This is a genomic window from Micromonospora sp. LOL_024 (assembly GCF_048060415.1).
GTDB lineage: Bacteria > Actinomycetota > Actinomycetes > Mycobacteriales > Micromonosporaceae > Micromonospora.
Genome location: NZ_JBHMIS010000035.1, coordinates 1 through 15,277, shown reverse-complemented (window position 1 = coordinate 15,277; position 15,277 = coordinate 1). Strand labels below are relative to the sequence as shown.

Genomic DNA, 15,277 nt, shown 5'->3' with positions numbered 1-15,277 from the left:
CATCACCCGGACCCGCCGCCGGACCGGTCGACCAGATCTTGGAAGGTTTCCGTCAGGAGCTGACGGAAACCCTCCAAGATCTGGAGAAGCCGATCACCTGTCCGGGCGCCAGCCGGCGGCGAGCAGGGCGCGGCGGATGGTGTCGGCGACCTCGTCCGGTCGGGAGCGGACCAGCCATGCGGGGAAGCGAAGGATGCGGTCGCCCGTCGTCCAGACGTCGTTCTGTCGCCGCATGTCGTCCGCCCACTGGCGTACGTCCATGTGGTGCGCCCCGTCGATCTCCACGTGCAACCCCCATTTCCGCCAGTACGCGTCCAACCAGCGGGTGCGTCCGGCCGCGTCGGTCCGGGGTTCCTGCAGATCAGGGCGGGGCAGACCGGCGCGGCGGCAGAGCCGGACAAAGTCGATCTCACTGAGCGCCTGGGCGCCCCCGGCGATGTCGTCGATGGTCTGCCGGATCAGCGCCCGTCGGCGCGCCCGGGGCAGCACGTCGAGCACGGCGGCCAACTCCTCCGGCAACACCCGCCGCTGCTGGCAGCCGGCGGCGAGTACCTCCTGCGCCGCCCGCGTCGACGGTGCCCAGCCGGCCGCGTCGACCAACGCGCGCGCGGTCGTGGTCCGGGGCGGCCGGCCGACCTGGAGATGCGTCTCGGGCAACACCGACGAACGGTGCACCAGCACTGCGGGCATGTCGATCGGCAACCGACGCAGAACGCTACGGCTGACGCGTCGGGCTGCCGGCATGAGCACATGCAGAGGCTCGGAACGCAAGCCCCGTACCCCCGCTTCGAGGGCTGCGGTGACACCGGCGAGCACCGCACCCGGCCCGGCGGCGAGGACCGCAACCCACAGTTGCTGGTCTCGGCTGAGCCGCCCGTTCCCGGTGAGCAGCAGACCTCGACTGATCGAGCGCCACCCGCCCATGCGGATCCTGCCGCGCACCTTTCCCTCGGGCAGGACGCTGAGGGCCTGGGTGGTGGTGAGGACACCGGCCTGCTCGAACGCGAGCCACTGCAGGGGATCAGACCGATCGTCGGGGATGGCGGGAGGCATCTGGCGACTCTGGCCGCTCCATCACAGCGGTGCCACCAGATCTTGGACAGTTTCCGTCACGTCCTGACGGAAACTCTCCAAGATCCGCCAGGTGTGCACGACCCTGGCGGGCCGGTCAGGTGGGCAGGTCGGCGGCGAGCAGGTCCATCAGCAGGCCGTCGTGCCAGCGGCCGTCCTCACCGCGCTCGTAGTGGCGCAGGATGCCGACCGGGCGGAAACCGACCTTCGCGTACGCCCGGATCGCGGCGGTGTTGGCCGCCGCCGGGTCGATGGTGAAGCGGTGGTGGCCGTCGACGTCGATCAGGTGCCGGATGACGGTGCGGATGGCGTCACCGGCGAGCCCTCGACCGTGTACCGACGGGGCCAGGAAGATGTCGATGCCGGTGTGCCGGTAGTCCGGATCCTCCTCGGTGTGCCACTGGATCGCCCCGACCACCCGGCCGTCGTGCTCGATCACGTGGACCGACGTGCCCTCCTCGGCGAGGTCCTCCTCGACGGCCGCGACCAGGTCGTCTCCGCCGCGCCACCAGCGACGCACCTCGGGCGTGGCGCGGATCGCCGCCAGCGTGGGCACGTCCTGGCCGCTCGCCGGCCGCAGCGTCACCCGCTCTCCGCGCAGCTGCATGCTCAACCCCGTAATTCTCCGTGCTCGACGCAGGCCGCCGTCCAGCCGACCGGCAACACCTGCACCTTCATCCGGCGTCGGCAGTGGGGGCAGAAGCGCGGCGGCTCCAGCGCCCGCGCCGCCGCGCATCCGTCGTGTGCACCGGCCGAGGCGGCGCCGCACCGGTCGCACCACGGGGCCGGCGACTCGCGGTCGCCCGTCGGCGTCACGGGGGCACCCATCGGCGTCACAGGGTCGCCGAGAGCGCCTTGACCGGCATCTTCAGCTCGTTCAGCAGCTTGAGGTCGTCGGTCGCCGGGCGACCCAGGGTGGTCAGGTAGTTACCGACGATCACGGCGTTGATGCCGCCGAGCAGCCCGTCCCGGGTGCCGAGGTCGCCCAGGGTGAGCTCCCGGCCGCCCGCGTACCGCAGGATGGTGCGGGGCATCGCCAACCGGAACGCGGCGATGGCCCGCAGCGCGTCCTTGCCCTCGACGACCGGCTGGTCGCCGAGCGGGGTGCCGGGGCGAGGATTGAGGAAGTTCAACGGCACCTCGTGCGGGTCCAGTTCGGCCAGCTGCGTGGCGAACTCCGCCCGCTGCCGCACCGTCTCGCCGAGGCCGAGGATGCCGCCGCAGCAGACCTCCATACCGGATTCCCGGACCATCCGCAGGGTTTCCCAGCGCTCCTCCCACGAGTGCGTGGTGACCACCTTCGGAAAGTGTGACCGGCAGGTCTCCAGGTTGTGGTTGTAGCGGTGGACACCCATCTCCACCAGCTCGTCGACCTGCTGCTGGGTGAGCATGCCGAGCGAGGCGGCCACCTGGATGTCGACCTCGGCCCTGATCGCGGCGACGCCCTCCCGCAGCTGCTTCATGAGCCGGTCGTCGGGACCGCGTACCGCCGCCACGATGCAGAACTCGGTCGCCCCGGTCGCCGCGGTCTGCTTCGCCGCCTCGACCAGCGAGGGGATGTCCAGCCAGACCGAGCGTACCGGCGAGGTGAACAGGCCGGACTGCGAGCAGAAGTGGCAGTCCTCCGGGCAACCGCCGGTCTTAAGCGACACGATTCCCTCGACCTCGACCTCCGGACCGCACCAGCGCATCCGGACCTCGTGGGCGAGTTGGAGAGCGGCGGGCAGATGCTCGTCGGGCAGGGTCAGCACGGCGAGGACACCGGCCTCGTCGAGGCCGACGCCGTTGTGCAGCACCTGGTCCCGGGCCTGGTCGAGGATCTCTGGCATGGCACGTACCCTACAAGGCCACTTTGCGGGCGGGAAACGAGCGCGGGCGGCGGGGCCGGGACTCGCGTCGCGGTGGTCCGGTGAGCCGCACCACGCCACGCCGGGGGAGGTCGGGCGGGTGGTAACTTCGCCCGGCGGAAGCGCCTGACGGGCGGTGACGGGCGGGAAGGGACGTGGCGGTGGCGGACTGGCTGGCGGCACTGGACCGCCGCGCCGAGCTGCGGGCTAAAGCCGGACTGACCCGCCGGCTGCATCCGCGCGCCGCCGACGATGCCGTTGTCGACCTGGCCGGCAACGACTACCTGGGCCTGGCCACGCATCCCGAGGTGATCGCCGCCGCGGCCCGCGCGTTGTCCGCGTACGGGCTGGGGGCGACCGGATCGCGGCTGGTGCGCGGCTCCACCGACGCGCACCACGCGCTGGAGGACGCGCTCGCCGGGTGGCTCGGCACCGACCGGGCGTTGGTGTTCTCCTCCGGATACCTGGCCAACATCGGCGCGGTCCGGGCGTTGGTCCGTCCCCGCACGCTGCTGGTCTCCGACGCGCACAACCACGCCTCGCTGATCGACGGCTGCCGGGTCTCCGGCGCGGAGACGGTGGTCACCCCGCATGCCGACGTCACCGCGGTCACGGCGGCTCTGGCTGCCGCTTCGGGCCGCCCGGCGGTGGTGGTCACCGAGTCGGTCTTCTCCGTCGACGGTGACCTGGCCCCGCTGGCCCGGCTGCACGCCACCGCCCGCGAACACGGCGCGTTGCTGCTGGTCGACGACGCGCACGGGCTCGGCGTGACCGGCCCGCACGGGGCTGGCGCGGTGGCCGCGGCCGGGCTGGCCGGCGAGCCCGACGTGGTGGTCACCGCCACCCTGTCCAAGGCGCTCGGCGGCGCGGGTGGCGTGGTGGCCGGCCCGGCCGAGTACGTCCGGCATCTGGTGGAGACCGCCCGGACCTTCATCTACGACACCGCCCTGCCACCGACGGTGGCCGCCGGGGTGCACGCCGCCGTCGGGTTGGCCCGCGCCGGCGACGGGCCGCGTGCCGACCTGGCGCGGCGGGCCGCCCTCGCGGTGCGCCGGCTGCGCGCCGCCGGGCTCGACGTCTCCACCCCCGCCGCCGCCGTCGTCGCGGTCACCGCCCCCGGCCCCGAGGCGGCGACCGGTTGGGCTGCCGCCTGCCGGGACCGGGCGGTGGCGGTCGGGTGCTTCCGTCCGCCTTCCACCCCGGACAGCCGGTCCCGGTTGCGGCTGACCATCAGCGCCGGGGTGTCGCAGGCGGAATTCGAACGGGCCCTGGAGATCATCGTGGAATGTGCCCCATGACGGATCAGTGGCGGGGACCGGTGCTGGTCACCGGGACCGACACCGAGGTCGGTAAGACGGTGGTGACCGCGGCGATAGCCGCGGCCGCGCAGGCTGCGGGGCTGCGGGTAGCGGTGGTCAAGCCCGGCCAGACCGGCACGGCGACCGGCGTACCCGGCGACGTCGAGGTGATCAAACGGCTGGCCGCCCCGATGACCGGCCGTACTCTGGCCAGCTTCCCCGACCCGCTCGCCCCACTGGCCGCCGCCCGGGTCGCCGAACTGCCGCCGTTGGAGCTGTACAGCGCGGTCGACGCCGTCCGCGAGGAGGCCGACAAGCACGACCTGGTGTTGTTCGAGGGGGCCGGCGGGCTGCTGGTGCCGATGGGGCTGCGGCCCTCGGGTGAGGCGTGGACGATAGCCGACCTGGCCGTGTCGCTGGGCGCTGCGGCAGTGGTGGTGGCGCGTGCCGGGCTCGGCACCCTCAACCACACCGCGCTGACCCTGGAGGCCCTGGAGCGGCGGGCCGTGCCGACCGGCGTGGTGATTGGTGCCTGGCCGGCCGAACCCGAGCTGGTGCACTGGGCCAACCTGAGCGACCTGCTGCCCAATCTGCTCGGCACCCTGCCGGGTGGCGCCGGGGCGATGGATCCGGGAGTCTTCCGGCGCTCCGCGCCGGGCTGGCTGACTCCGGCCCTGTACGGCGTACTCGACGACTGGCGTTCCTGGGCCGACGAGATCAGCTGACCGAGCCGGCCTGTGCAGCTCCGTCCGGTGGCAGCGGCGCAGGTCAGCGGCGGACGACGAAGGTGTCGGGCATCCGGAAGGTGAGATTGTCGGGATAGTGGGGCGGGCGAACGACACGTACCCCGGTGAGCAGCGGTGCCGCCTCGGCCACCAGCGTGCTGGCTTCCATCCTGGCGAGCTGGTCGCCGACGCAGCGGTGCACGCCCGCCCCGAAAGCCAGGTGCCGGCGCGACCCGCGCTGCCCCGGGCGGAGTTCGTCCGGCGACTGCACCACCGCCGGGTCCCGTCCGGCTCTGGCCAGCCACAGCACCACACTGGCGCCCGCCGGCACCACGGTCCCGCCCAGCGTGGTGTCGACGCCGGCGACCCGCCGCCAGGTGACGATCGGCGGTTCGAGTCGCAGCCCCTCCTCGACCACGTCGGCGACGTTCACCGAGCCGTCGCGCAGGCCGGCCAGTACGGCCGGTTCCCCGGTGAGCCGGTGCATCAGCAGGGTGAGGAACTGCGACGTGGTCTCCTGCCCGGCGACCAGTAGGAAGAACAGCGCGCCGACGACCACGTCGGGCGGGTGCCCGGCGGCCCGCAGGTCTCCGACCAGACCGTCGCCGGTGGCCGCGAACTCCCGTAGCACCTGGTGGAAGCAGCCCATTTCGGCGGCGAGGACCTGCTGCCGGTCGGCGTCCAGTGGCGCCCAGAACAGTTCCAGCGCCGCACGGGCGAACCGCTTGACCGCCGCCACCGGAGCGTCGGGCAGCTCGACCAGCCGGGCCAGCACCAGCAGCGGCAGGTCGGCGGCGAGGTCGGTGTGCAGATCCACCGGCGTACCCCGGGCAAGGACGACGGACAGGTCGGCCACCCGGTGCCGGACCAGCCCGGCCAGCCAGTCCCGCTGGGCGGCCACTCGGGTGGGGTGCAGGGCGTCGGCGATCAGCGCGCGGATGCCCGGGTGGGTGTCGCCGCCGTTGTTGGCCAGCGTCGGAGGTAACCGGAACCGGTGGGCGGCGAGCATCCGCAGCGCGGCCACCGGAATCGGGGTGATCGCGTCCAGGGCGTTGTCCGGACGGAACGTCCGGGCATCGGTGAGCACCTGGCGGACCAGGGCGTGCCGGGTCACCAGCAGGTGTTCGACGCCCACGTGGTCGACGACGCGCGCCACGTCGGGCCACCGGAGCAGATCACCGCCGGTGGCCTGCTCCCAGCTGCGGAACAACACGGCGTCACGCTAGCCGGCCGCCTTCGGCCGGGCCGTGCGCAACTGCCACACCGTGGTGCGCTTCACCCGTACGCTCTCCAGCGCCTCGCTGACCGGCACCTCGTAGCAGGCCAGTTCGTCGAAGCGGTCCCGGGGCAGGAAGGCCCGGCCCGGATCGCCGACCAGTACCGACGCTCCGGACCGGGCGGCACGCAGCAGGAACCGCAGTACCCGGTTGGCCAGCGCCGCGCTGTAGAAGACGTCACCGGCGAGGACCACCTCGGCGTCGCCGGAGTCGCCGTCGAGGATGTCGCCGAGTTCGGCGTCGACGCGTACCCCGTTGGCCTCGGCGTTGAGGGCGACCGCCGCGACGGCCAGTTCGTCGACCTCCACGGCGCGGACGTGGGCGGCGCCGGCCCTGGCTGCGGCGATGGCCACCAGGCCGGACCCGGCGGCCAGGTCGAGCACCCGGCGGCCGGCAACCGCCTGCGGGTGGTCGGTGACATGGCGGGCGAGGCCCTGACCGCCCGCCCAGGCGAAGGCCCAGAACGGCGGCGGCCGGTCGCTGCGGAACTCGCCCTCCGTCAGCTCCCACAGCCCGATCGGCTCGTCGGCCTGATGCAGCCGCACCTCGGGCACGAAGGCGACGGGCAACAGCCGGGCGTGCAGGCGTACGAAGGCAGCGGAGAGCGTGGACACCGGCTGATTGTGCACCGTCGCCCGTCACGGCGTGTCGAGGGTGTCAGGTAGTCGGTTCACTACCGTAGGTGAAATCGGGCATCTTGCTTCACGGTCTGTGCCAACACGCCCGTCTACCGGGTGGCCTGTGGCGCTCCTACCGTTGCGAATGGAGGCAACCAACAGGAGGACTGATCGTGAAGAGGCTGTGGCGGAGCACGCTACGGATCGGTGTGGTGCTGGCGTGTCTCACCGGGGTGGACGTTGCCATGGCCGCGCCGGCGCAGGCGGCGTTCGCCACCGAACTCGGCGGCCTGCCCGCCGAGTTCACCGCCGGTGGGCGGGTGGAGACGGTCTCCGCCGTGGTGTCCCGCTCGGACCAGGGTGGCTGCATCAAGGTTCGCTGGTCGATGGTGATGAGCGTGCAGGGGCTGCGGCTGGACCAGGTGCGGGTGGATCGGATCGAGGAGACCGGTTCGTTTCCGGTGGAGGTGCGGACCGAGGGCGCCTCGGCGCGGCTGACCGATCGTGAGCTGGACCCGGGTACGCTCTGCCCGGGCCGGACGGTGACCGCCCAGTACCGGATCGCGTTCGCCGGGGACGTCGACCAGGGCCGGGTCAGCCTGGCCGCTGAGGCGTACAACCAGAACCTGCAACTGCTGTCCCGCCAGTCGGCGACCCGCGAGGTGGTCGGGCGGGGTACGGCCCGCCCCACGACCGCGGTACCCACCCCGTCGGAGGGATCGACGGTCGACCCGGCCGAGGTGCCGACGGTGGATCCGACCGAGGAGGACGGTGGCCTCGCCGACGACGCGGCAGCGGCTGGTGGCGCGGCCGACCCGTCGGCTGCGGGTGTCGCCGGCAACCAGGTGTCGCGCAGCGGCGGGATCGGCCTCACCGAAGCCGCGTTCCTGCTCGGTGGTCTGCTGCTGTTCCTCGGGGTCGGCCTGCTGCTGCGGTTGCGACAGCTGAACCGGGAACCCGAGCCGGCGGTCGACGGCTCGGGTGCCGCCGGTCGTTGGGAACGGCAACCCGGCGCGCGGAGCCGGTGGCGGACGGTGCGCAGGGACGGCGGCTACCTGAGTTGACGTCGGCCCTGCCGGGCGGTCGGCTCCGGCCGCGCGCCAGGGGTTTCCGTCAGGACGGCGATGGCCTTCCGGGCGGCTACGGTGCCCAGTCGGGGTCGCGGCCGAAGGCGGCGATGAGCCGGTCCTGCTCGTCGGCCCCGTCGGGCACTTCGGTCTCGGGTCCGACCAGCCCGCCGCGCCGGTAGTCGGCCACCCGGCGGGAGAACCAGCGGGCAGCTGCGGCGACGCCGTCGGCGTCCAGCGTGGGATCCACGCCGATCGCCACGGCGAGGTCCCAACCGTGCACCAGGTGCTCGACCAGCAACTGGTGCAGGTATTCCTCGGCGGGGGTCTCACCGGCCGTCAGGTGCACGGTCCGTGCCAGGGCGCCGGGGTGGGCGGCGGCCAGTTCGGCCTGCGCCGCGGCGTTACGGCTGGCCTCGACCGGGTCGGCGCCGAGTTGGTCGCCGTCGTACCGCTCGCCGATCTGCTCGATGGTGCGTCCGGCGAGCAACGGCACGCTCCAGCGCTCCTCGCTGACCACGTGACCGACCAGCCTGCGCACGTCCCAGCCGGGGCAGGGGGTGGGTGCCGACCATTGGACAGGGCGGACCTCTTCCACCCGGTCGACGAATTCGGCCAGGCTGCGGCGGTACCTCTCCAGCAGGTCCATGCCGCCATTGTGGTCGTCGGTGGCGTGGTCGGCGGCCGGTTCGGCCCATCGGGACCGGCCCTGCCGGATCTGGGCGGTCGGCTACTCCAGTTGGGCGGGTTCGAGCCCGAGTTCTCGCGCGGTGACCAGGCGTACCCAGTCGGCGAACTGCCGGCGGGAGATCACCCGGTCGTGCACCGCGAGCTGCACCGCCAGGCCGTCCATTACGGCGCTGATCCGCCAGGCCGCGCCGGCCGGATCGGTGCAGTCGAAGATGCCCTCGCGGACCCCGTCGGAGATCACCGTGGCGAGGTCCTGCCGCCAGCGCAGGTCGAGCTTGCGGGACACCTTCTCCAACTCGGGGGTGCGTAGCGACTCCGACCAGCCGTCGATCCACATCGACCAGGAGGTGGGTCGCCCGGCCGGGGTGTAGAGGCGCAGGATCCGCCGGAGTTTGGTGAGCGGCGGGGTGTTGGCGCGGGTCACCGCGTCGAGGCGGGCCAGGTCCTGCTCGACGGCGTACGCGAACGCCTGGGCGAGCAGCCGTTCCTTGGTGGCGAAGTGGTAGAAGACGAGCGCCTGGCTGACACCGGCGGCCTGGGCCACGTCCGCCGTGCGGGTGTTCGCCAGCCCGCGTTGCGCGATCACGTCACATGCGGTGCGCAGCAGGGCATCCAGGCGGATCTCGGCCGCACGTCTCGTCACGTCCGTCACCGTAGCCCATCCAAACGGACACGGGCCGTCACCGAACCCCGGCAGATCCAGCTTGCGACAGTCAGAAGGTGGACAGTTGCTGAGCAGGCATGTTGCGCGTCGGCCTGGTCGGGGGCCGTGGTGGCACCGCCGCCACGGCAAGTAGTAACTGCCAGCAAGTGACCCAGCTGCCTAGGAGGCTATAGGCGAGATCCCGCACCCCACCGGCCCGCGGATCTCGGACTCGCCGATGGCGGAACCGATTTGGCAACCGTTCGATCCCTCGGCTAGAGTTCTCATCCGTCACCCGGTTAATTCCGGGGGGGCGTGCGGACGTAGCGCAGCTGGTAGCGCATCACCTTGCCAAGGTGAGGGTCGCGGGTTCGAATCCCGTCGTCCGCTCGAAGCTGCCGCCACGCATGACGGGGGCAACCTCGGTGGGGTGGCCGAGAGGCGAGGCAACGGCCTGCAAAGCCGTGTACGCGGGTTCAAATCCCGTCCCCACCTCGGTAACAGCTAGGGCGATTGGCGCAGTGGGAGCGCGCTTCCTTGACACGGAAGAGGTCACTGGTTCAAACCCAGTATCGCCCACCACGAAGAGGTATCGCTGCACGACACGAAGGCCCGGCTCGGTGAGCCGGGCCTTCGCGCATCGCACATCCAGGGTGCGACACGGAGCCGGCGGATGTGCCGGTCGTCGTAGTCCTCGAAACGAACCACCTGTCGTGACCCCTCAAGGGTGTCACCGCGGAGGTGTGACGTCCCGGCGTTCCTCGACCCGGCGGTACTCCACCGGCTCCTCCGCGGCGGCGACCACCTGCCGGCGGCGGCCCCAGACCAGGGTCGTCAAGATCAGGCCGAGCACGCCGGCGGCCATCAGGATCCACCCGACCACGTCCAGGTCGAGCCCACCGATGCTGGCGTTGACCGCGAAGGTGAGGATGGCGCCGAGCGCCAACAGGAAGATACTGGTGCCGATACCCATGACAGCCTCCTTTTGCGCAGGGGATGCGGTGCGCTGTCGAGGACGTCTGTACCCCTACGGCGATCGGCGCAATCACGGCGGCGTCGGCCCCGCCACCCGAGCGATCTTGGCATCGGGTAGAGTTGCCCCGTCCCCGCCAGTCGGGGCAGGCGGACGTAGCGCAGCTGGTAGCGCATCACCTTGCCAAGGTGAGGGTCGCGGGTTCGAATCCCGTCGTCCGCTCGCGATTCCCACGCCTACTGGTGTGGATGATCATCACGGGCGATTGGCGCAGTGGGAGCGCGCTTCCCTGACACGGAAGAGGTCACTGGTTCAAACCCAGTATCGCCCACCAGAATGATGGATCGGGCTCCAGAACTCGGTGCCGGCCGTGCGTCGGGCGCTGTCACGGTGCCGTCAGGCACGATGGCTCAGTCGCCGGGTAGCGCGAAACGCCAGTTCTGCGCCCGCAGCACGGGAATCGCGCGGTCAACGGCGTCGACAGTCTGGCTGCGGTCGCCGCCGCCGTCGTGCAGCAGCACCACCGCACCCGGCGCGACACCCTCGGTGATCCGCCGCAGCAGTTCGTCGGTGCCGGGCGGCTCCCAGTCGGTCACGGCGAGCCGCCACCCCAGGGGCCGCATCCCGAGCGCGGTCGCCACCGTGGGGGTCTGACCCCAGGCGCCGTACGGTGCCCGGAAGTAGGGGACTCGGGCGTGTGGCACCGCGTGCCGGATGACCGCGTTGGTCTCTAGCAGGTCCGAGGCGATCTGGCCGGCGGTCCAGGCGCCCATGTCGTCGTGCCGCATCCCGTGGTTGCCCAGCGCGTGACCGGCCGCGGCGATACGGCGTACCACTTCGGGGTGTGCGATGACGTGATTGCCCTGGAGGAAGAAGACCGCGCGGACGTGCTGGGCGGCCAGGACATCGAGCAGGCGGGGGGTGTGCTCCGGGTGCGGTCCGTCGTCGAAGGTGAGGCACACGGCCCGGTCGGTGCCGATCATCTCGGTGGGGCGTACCGGTGGCGGTCCGGCGCCCGGCCCGAACCCGGCGGCGGCACGCGGAAGTCGCATGGGCTGCGTGGTTGACGACATCGGTCCGACCCTCCGGGTGGGTGGGCCGTGTGGGGCGCTCGACGCGTCCCACACGGCCCGCTGGTGGTGGCAGGCTGGCCGCCCGTCGTGACGAGTGTCAGCGGCGGGGCTTCGGTGCGAGGCGGGGCAGGACGTACGGCGGACCAGCGAGAATCAGATCGGACTTGATCTCGTGGTACGCGAGCTTGGGCTGGTAGTTCTCGTCGTAGATGGTGGCCAGGCCCTCCGGCGGGTCGTCGAACCACCCCGGCACCCAGGAGTGGTTGTCGCTGAAGCCCCAGACGGTGTACGACAGGCAGCTGCGTACCGCCAGGCAGGCTTTCATCAGCACGCTGAAGTTGGCCGCCGACGCCTGCAACCTGGGGTTGATCTCCTCCGAGTCGCCGGCCCGGACGCCCTCGGTCAGCTGGCTGCGGACGTCGACCTCGGTGAACGCGGTGACGAGCCCGAGTGAGGTGAACCTCCGCAACGCCTCGGTCACCTGGAAGGTGTTGTAGTTGCCGTACTGGGTGCCGAGGTGACCCTGGGAGCCGACACCGTCGACCGGCACGCCCTGGGCGCGCAGCCTTCTGAGCATGTCGTAGACGAACTGGGTCTTGTCGTCGGCCGGGTTGCCGGAGCCGAAGGCCTCGATGTTGTAGTCGTTGTAGTACAGCAGCGCCTTCGGGTCGGCGGCGCGGGCCCAGCGGAACGCGTCGGCGAGGTAGCCGGGCCCGAGGTGCTCCGCCCAGAAGCCCTTGTAGTGCAGGGTGGGTGGGGTGTCCCAGGGGTCGCTCACCGCCTCGTTGACCACGTCCCACTGCCAGATTCTGCCCTGGTAGCGCTTGGCCACCGTGGTGATGTGCCTGCGCAGCAGCTCGCGCAGCTCCGGCTTGCTGATGGAGCCGTCGGCGACGCCGCCGGTGAGCCACTCGGGCAGCTGGTTGTGCCAGACCAGGACGTGGCCGCGCACGCGCTGCCGGTTGCGCTTGGCGAAGTCGACCAACTGGTCGGCCGGGCCCCAGTTGTAGTTGCCACGGGTGGGTTCGAGGCTTTCCCACTTCATCACGTTCTCGGCGGTGACCGAGGAGAACTCGGTAGCGGCGATCTTGCGGTACTGCGGATCGTCGGCGTCGTTCAGCGCGTCCATGCTGATCGCCGTGCCGACCTGGAGGCCATGGCGGAGGCCGAGTGCGCCGAGCGTCTGCGAGGTCGGGTCGTACGGCTTGCCGGCGGCGGCCGGCACCGTGTTCAACGCCGCCACGGTCGCGACGGCGACTGCCCCGGCGGTCATCCACCGTCTCACCTTCATCTGCCGTCCTTTCGGGTGCGACCGACATTCGTCGTCGCGACTCGTCCGGGCCTCGCCGCCGATCACCACTGTCAACGCACTCGCCCCGGACCGGACCCCCGCACTTCATCGCGACGGCCGCGGCGACGCCGATAACTTCCGGAGAGCAATCGGTAACTTTACCGAGACGTTATGGCTATCGATGGCTGCAGTCAACCGCGAGAGCTTCCGAAACTCGGCCGGGTGCCCCACTCGGACTGAGCACTTGCGAACCGGGAACCTCGGATCTGACGGGCACGGCGCCGCCGTCCGTCAGGCATGTGAGAGGGCTGGGTGGTGGGCGGGCGGCTGGGACGTGCCCTACGCGGGCTCAGTGCTCACGATGGTTTGCGTGCGGCGCAGGGTCCGGATCGGAGTCGGTGGGCGCAGTGTCACGGATCGACCGGGCGGTCCTCGCCGCTGCGATCGCGGTCGACCTGCTCGACTCCTTCAGGTTCTGATCCGGCATATTTCCGGAAGTATGCGATCCGGGCGCCTCGGGATTGCGCTCATGGCGACGGCTGGCGTTCACTCGCGACACGGCTCTTGACCGCCGCCGCAAACGCGTCGTAACCTGCCCGCCATCACATCGAAAATATCGGTACTGAACCGAAAATTGCGACCCGGATCAACATAGCTCGCCGTCGATATCGACGATACTCCGTGTGCCTCCTCCGTTCTCGAAGGGACGAACCATGACAGCGCACATCTCCCGCCGGTCGCTGCTGGGTCTGGCCGGTCTGGGCGCCGGCACGCTCGTGCTCGGCGCCTGCGGGGATGACGGCGTCGACGAACCGGGCGACCCGCAGACAGTCAACTGGTGGCACGTCCAGGACGCCGAACCGATGCTCAGCTTCTGGGCGGACATGGCAAGTCAGTACGAAGACAGCCACACCAACGTCACGATCGCGGTGCAGCCCCTGGAGGTCGAGGCGTTCAAGACCAAGCTGGACGGCGCGGTCGAGGAGAAGAGGCTGCCGGACCTGTTCCAGTCGTGGGGCGGTGGCGCGCTGCAACAGCAGGTCGAGGCCGGCCTGGTCAAGGACATCACTGAGGACGTCAGGGAGTGGATCGGGCAACTGCTGCCCGCTGCGGTGCAGCCGTACACGGTGGACGGCCGGATTTACGGTATCCCGTTCGACATCGGCATGGTCGGCTTCTGGTACAACCGGGACCTCTTCGCCAAGGCCGGCATCGAGACGCCACCGGGAACGTGGGCCCAACTGCTGGAGGCCGTCGGCAAGCTCAAGTCCGCCGGCATCGTCCCGATCGCGCTCGGTGGCAAGGACAAGTGGCCCGGGCACTACTACTGGGCGTACCTCGCGATGCGTATCGGCGGCATCGAGGCGCTGGCGCGCGCGGCAGAGGACCAGAACTTCAACACGCCGGACTTCGTCGCCGCCGGCGAACACCTCAAGCAACTGGTCGACATGCGGCCGTTCCAGCCGGGATTCCTCCGCGCGGAATACGGATCCGAGACCGGGCAGGCAGCCACGATGGGCAACGAGGGCGCCGCCATGGAACTGATGGGGCAGTGGGCCCCGTCGGTGCAGGCGTCGTCGTCGACCAGCAAGCGGGGTCTCGGCGACCGGCTCGCCTTCTTCCCCTTCCCGGCCGTCGAGGGTGGCAAGGGGTTGGCGACGGACGCCTTCGGCGGCGGCAACGGCTTCGTCGTGGGCCGCGACGCGCCGCCATCGACGGTGGAGTTCCTGCGCACCCTGCTGCAGGCGAAGAACCAGCGCCGGGCCGCACGGACCGGCGCGGTGCTGCCGACCAACCAGGCTGCGACCGGCGGGATCAGGGACCTGAACAATCAGGTCGTGGCCGCCAACCTCGGCATCGCGACCGGCTTCCAGCTCTATCTCGACCAGGCGTACCCACCGGCGGTGGGCCGGCAGATCAACGACAGCGCGGCCCAGTTGGTCGCCGGTAACAAGGGGCCGGCCCAGATTGTCAAGGACATCACCAGGGTGGCGAAGCAGCAGTGATCCCGGAAGGTCCGCGCCCTCGCCGATCGACAACCTGTCGGCGAGGTGTTCCGGCAGTGTCGAGGATGAGTGGAGAGGGAGGACGCATGGCCACCAACGAGAACCGTACGGTGACCATCGCGGCGATCGCGCGCCTGGCCGGGGTGTCGGTGCCGACGGTGTCGCGGGTGATCAATGGTCGTTCGGATGTGGCTCCACGGACCCGGGAGCGGGTGGAGGAGTTGCTGACGCGGCATGGTTATCGGCGTCGTCCGCCGAGCATGCGGGCGAGTTCGGGTCTGGTGGATCTGGTGTTCAACGATTTGGACAGCCCGTGGGCGGTGGAGATCATTCGGGGTGTGGAGGACGTGGCGCACGCCTCGGGGGTGGGCACCGTGGTCTCGGCCATCCACCGCCGTACCTCCTCCGCCAAACAGTGGCTGGACAACATCCGGACCCGCTCGACCGAGGGCATCATCTTCGTGACCTCCACCCTCGAACCGCCACTACAGGCCGAGCTGCGCCGGCTCAACATTCCGGTGGTGATCGTTGATCCGGCCGGCGTACCGGCCCAGGACGCGCCAACGATCGGGGCGACCAACTGGGCGGGGAGCCTTCGGGCGACGGAGTACCTGATCGGTCTGGGACATCGGCGGATTGGGTTCATCGCCGGGCCGCCGCAGTTGATGTGCAGCCGGGCGCGGATGGACGGCTACCGGG

16 protein-coding genes and 5 tRNA genes are annotated in these 15,277 nt (G+C 71.0%); 10 read left to right on the top strand and 11 right to left on the bottom strand.

What is annotated here, in order from left to right; all coding sequences use genetic code 11:
* Window positions 1-93: 93 nt before the first annotated feature.
* From ACFHWY_RS24165 to bioB, 4 genes are all read right to left on the bottom strand, one after another.
* Window positions 94-1,053, bottom strand: a complete 960-nt coding sequence (locus ACFHWY_RS24165) for an endonuclease domain-containing protein (RefSeq protein ID WP_416582540.1) — start codon at window positions 1,051-1,053, stop codon at window positions 94-96.
* 115 nt (window positions 1,054-1,168) lie between these two features.
* Window positions 1,169-1,678, bottom strand: coding sequence for a GNAT family N-acetyltransferase (locus tag ACFHWY_RS24160; RefSeq protein WP_416582539.1), 510 nt, complete (start codon window positions 1,676-1,678; stop codon window positions 1,169-1,171).
* Window positions 1,679-1,680: 2 nt separating this feature from the next.
* The gene (locus tag ACFHWY_RS24155; protein WP_416582538.1) at window positions 1,681-1,899 is read right to left on the bottom strand and encodes a hypothetical protein; all 219 of its coding nucleotides are present in this window, start codon (window positions 1,897-1,899) and stop codon (window positions 1,681-1,683) included.
* Between the two features lie 5 nt (window positions 1,900-1,904).
* The gene (gene bioB, locus ACFHWY_RS24150; RefSeq protein WP_416582537.1) at window positions 1,905-2,900 is read right to left on the bottom strand and encodes a biotin synthase BioB; all 996 of its coding nucleotides are present in this window, start codon (window positions 2,898-2,900) and stop codon (window positions 1,905-1,907) included.
* Between the two features lie 179 nt (window positions 2,901-3,079).
* On the opposite strand from bioB, the gene ACFHWY_RS24145 reads away from it, so the two are divergent.
* Window positions 3,080-4,216: an 8-amino-7-oxononanoate synthase gene (locus tag ACFHWY_RS24145; RefSeq protein WP_416582536.1), complete on the top strand. Its 1,137-nt coding sequence runs from the start codon at window positions 3,080-3,082 to the stop codon at window positions 4,214-4,216.
* A complete protein-coding gene (gene bioD / locus ACFHWY_RS24140) occupies window positions 4,204-4,941 on the top strand; it encodes a dethiobiotin synthase (RefSeq protein WP_416582535.1) in 738 nt (245 codons plus the stop codon). The genes ACFHWY_RS24145 and bioD overlap by 13 nt, the downstream gene beginning before the upstream one ends.
* A gap of 43 nt (window positions 4,942-4,984) precedes the next feature.
* Here the strand turns inward: bioD and ACFHWY_RS24135 are convergent, their stop codons facing one another.
* Both ACFHWY_RS24135 and ACFHWY_RS24130 read right to left on the bottom strand, forming a co-directional pair.
* Entirely contained in the window at window positions 4,985-6,154 is a 1,170-nt protein-coding gene (locus ACFHWY_RS24135) for a cytochrome P450 (protein ID WP_416582534.1), read from the bottom strand.
* A 9-nt stretch (window positions 6,155-6,163) separates the two neighbouring features.
* Entirely contained in the window at window positions 6,164-6,832 is a 669-nt protein-coding gene (locus tag ACFHWY_RS24130) for a class I SAM-dependent methyltransferase (protein WP_416582533.1), read from the bottom strand.
* A gap of 176 nt (window positions 6,833-7,008) precedes the next feature.
* Between ACFHWY_RS24130 and ACFHWY_RS24125 the strand changes: the two genes are divergently transcribed.
* Window positions 7,009-7,899, top strand: coding sequence for a hypothetical protein (locus ACFHWY_RS24125; RefSeq protein WP_416582532.1), 891 nt, complete (start codon window positions 7,009-7,011; stop codon window positions 7,897-7,899).
* Window positions 7,900-7,975: 76 nt separating this feature from the next.
* On the opposite strand, the gene ACFHWY_RS24120 is transcribed toward ACFHWY_RS24125, so the two are convergent.
* Together ACFHWY_RS24120 and ACFHWY_RS24115 are read right to left on the bottom strand one after the other, a co-directional pair.
* Window positions 7,976-8,551 carry a TIGR03086 family metal-binding protein gene (locus tag ACFHWY_RS24120; protein ID WP_416582531.1) on the bottom strand — a complete coding sequence of 192 codons (576 nt, stop codon included), beginning with the start codon at window positions 8,549-8,551 and terminating at the stop codon, window positions 7,976-7,978.
* Between the two features lie 81 nt (window positions 8,552-8,632).
* Entirely contained in the window at window positions 8,633-9,235 is a 603-nt protein-coding gene (locus ACFHWY_RS24115; protein WP_416582530.1) for a TetR/AcrR family transcriptional regulator, read from the bottom strand.
* Window positions 9,236-9,552: 317 nt separating this feature from the next.
* On the opposite strand from ACFHWY_RS24115, the gene ACFHWY_RS24110 reads away from it, so the two are divergent.
* The 3 genes from ACFHWY_RS24110 (at window position 9,553) to ACFHWY_RS24100 (ending at window position 9,817) form a co-directional block, all read left to right on the top strand.
* Window positions 9,553-9,625: transfer RNA gene (locus tag ACFHWY_RS24110), tRNA-Gly, on the top strand.
* A 34-nt stretch (window positions 9,626-9,659) separates the two neighbouring features.
* Window positions 9,660-9,730, top strand: a tRNA-Cys gene (locus ACFHWY_RS24105).
* Between the two features lie 12 nt (window positions 9,731-9,742).
* Window positions 9,743-9,817, top strand: a tRNA-Val gene (locus ACFHWY_RS24100).
* Window positions 9,818-9,965: 148 nt separating this feature from the next.
* Here ACFHWY_RS24100 and ACFHWY_RS24095 read toward each other — a convergent pair.
* Window positions 9,966-10,208 (bottom strand): DUF6458 family protein, encoded by a 243-nt coding sequence (locus ACFHWY_RS24095; RefSeq protein WP_416582529.1) that lies wholly within the window; start codon window positions 10,206-10,208, stop codon window positions 9,966-9,968.
* A gap of 149 nt (window positions 10,209-10,357) precedes the next feature.
* Here ACFHWY_RS24095 and ACFHWY_RS24090 point away from each other — a divergent pair.
* Window positions 10,358-10,430 (top strand) — tRNA-Gly (locus tag ACFHWY_RS24090).
* Window positions 10,431-10,467: 37 nt separating this feature from the next.
* Window positions 10,468-10,542, top strand: a tRNA-Val gene (locus tag ACFHWY_RS24085).
* A 76-nt stretch (window positions 10,543-10,618) separates the two neighbouring features.
* On the opposite strand, the gene ACFHWY_RS24080 is transcribed toward ACFHWY_RS24085, so the two are convergent.
* Together ACFHWY_RS24080 and ACFHWY_RS24075 are read right to left on the bottom strand one after the other, a co-directional pair.
* Window positions 10,619-11,260, bottom strand: coding sequence for a polysaccharide deacetylase family protein (locus ACFHWY_RS24080; RefSeq protein WP_416582528.1), 642 nt, complete (start codon window positions 11,258-11,260; stop codon window positions 10,619-10,621).
* Window positions 11,261-11,378: 118 nt separating this feature from the next.
* Window positions 11,379-12,572 (bottom strand): endo-1,4-beta-xylanase, encoded by a 1,194-nt coding sequence (locus tag ACFHWY_RS24075; protein ID WP_416582527.1) that lies wholly within the window; start codon window positions 12,570-12,572, stop codon window positions 11,379-11,381.
* 713 nt (window positions 12,573-13,285) lie between these two features.
* Between ACFHWY_RS24075 and ACFHWY_RS24070 the strand changes: the two genes are divergently transcribed.
* A complete protein-coding gene (locus ACFHWY_RS24070) occupies window positions 13,286-14,578 on the top strand; it encodes an ABC transporter substrate-binding protein (protein ID WP_416582526.1) in 1,293 nt (430 codons plus the stop codon).
* Between the two features lie 86 nt (window positions 14,579-14,664).
* Window positions 14,665-15,277: LacI family DNA-binding transcriptional regulator (locus ACFHWY_RS24065; protein WP_416582525.1), on the top strand; the 613-nt coding region annotated here is incomplete at its 3' end.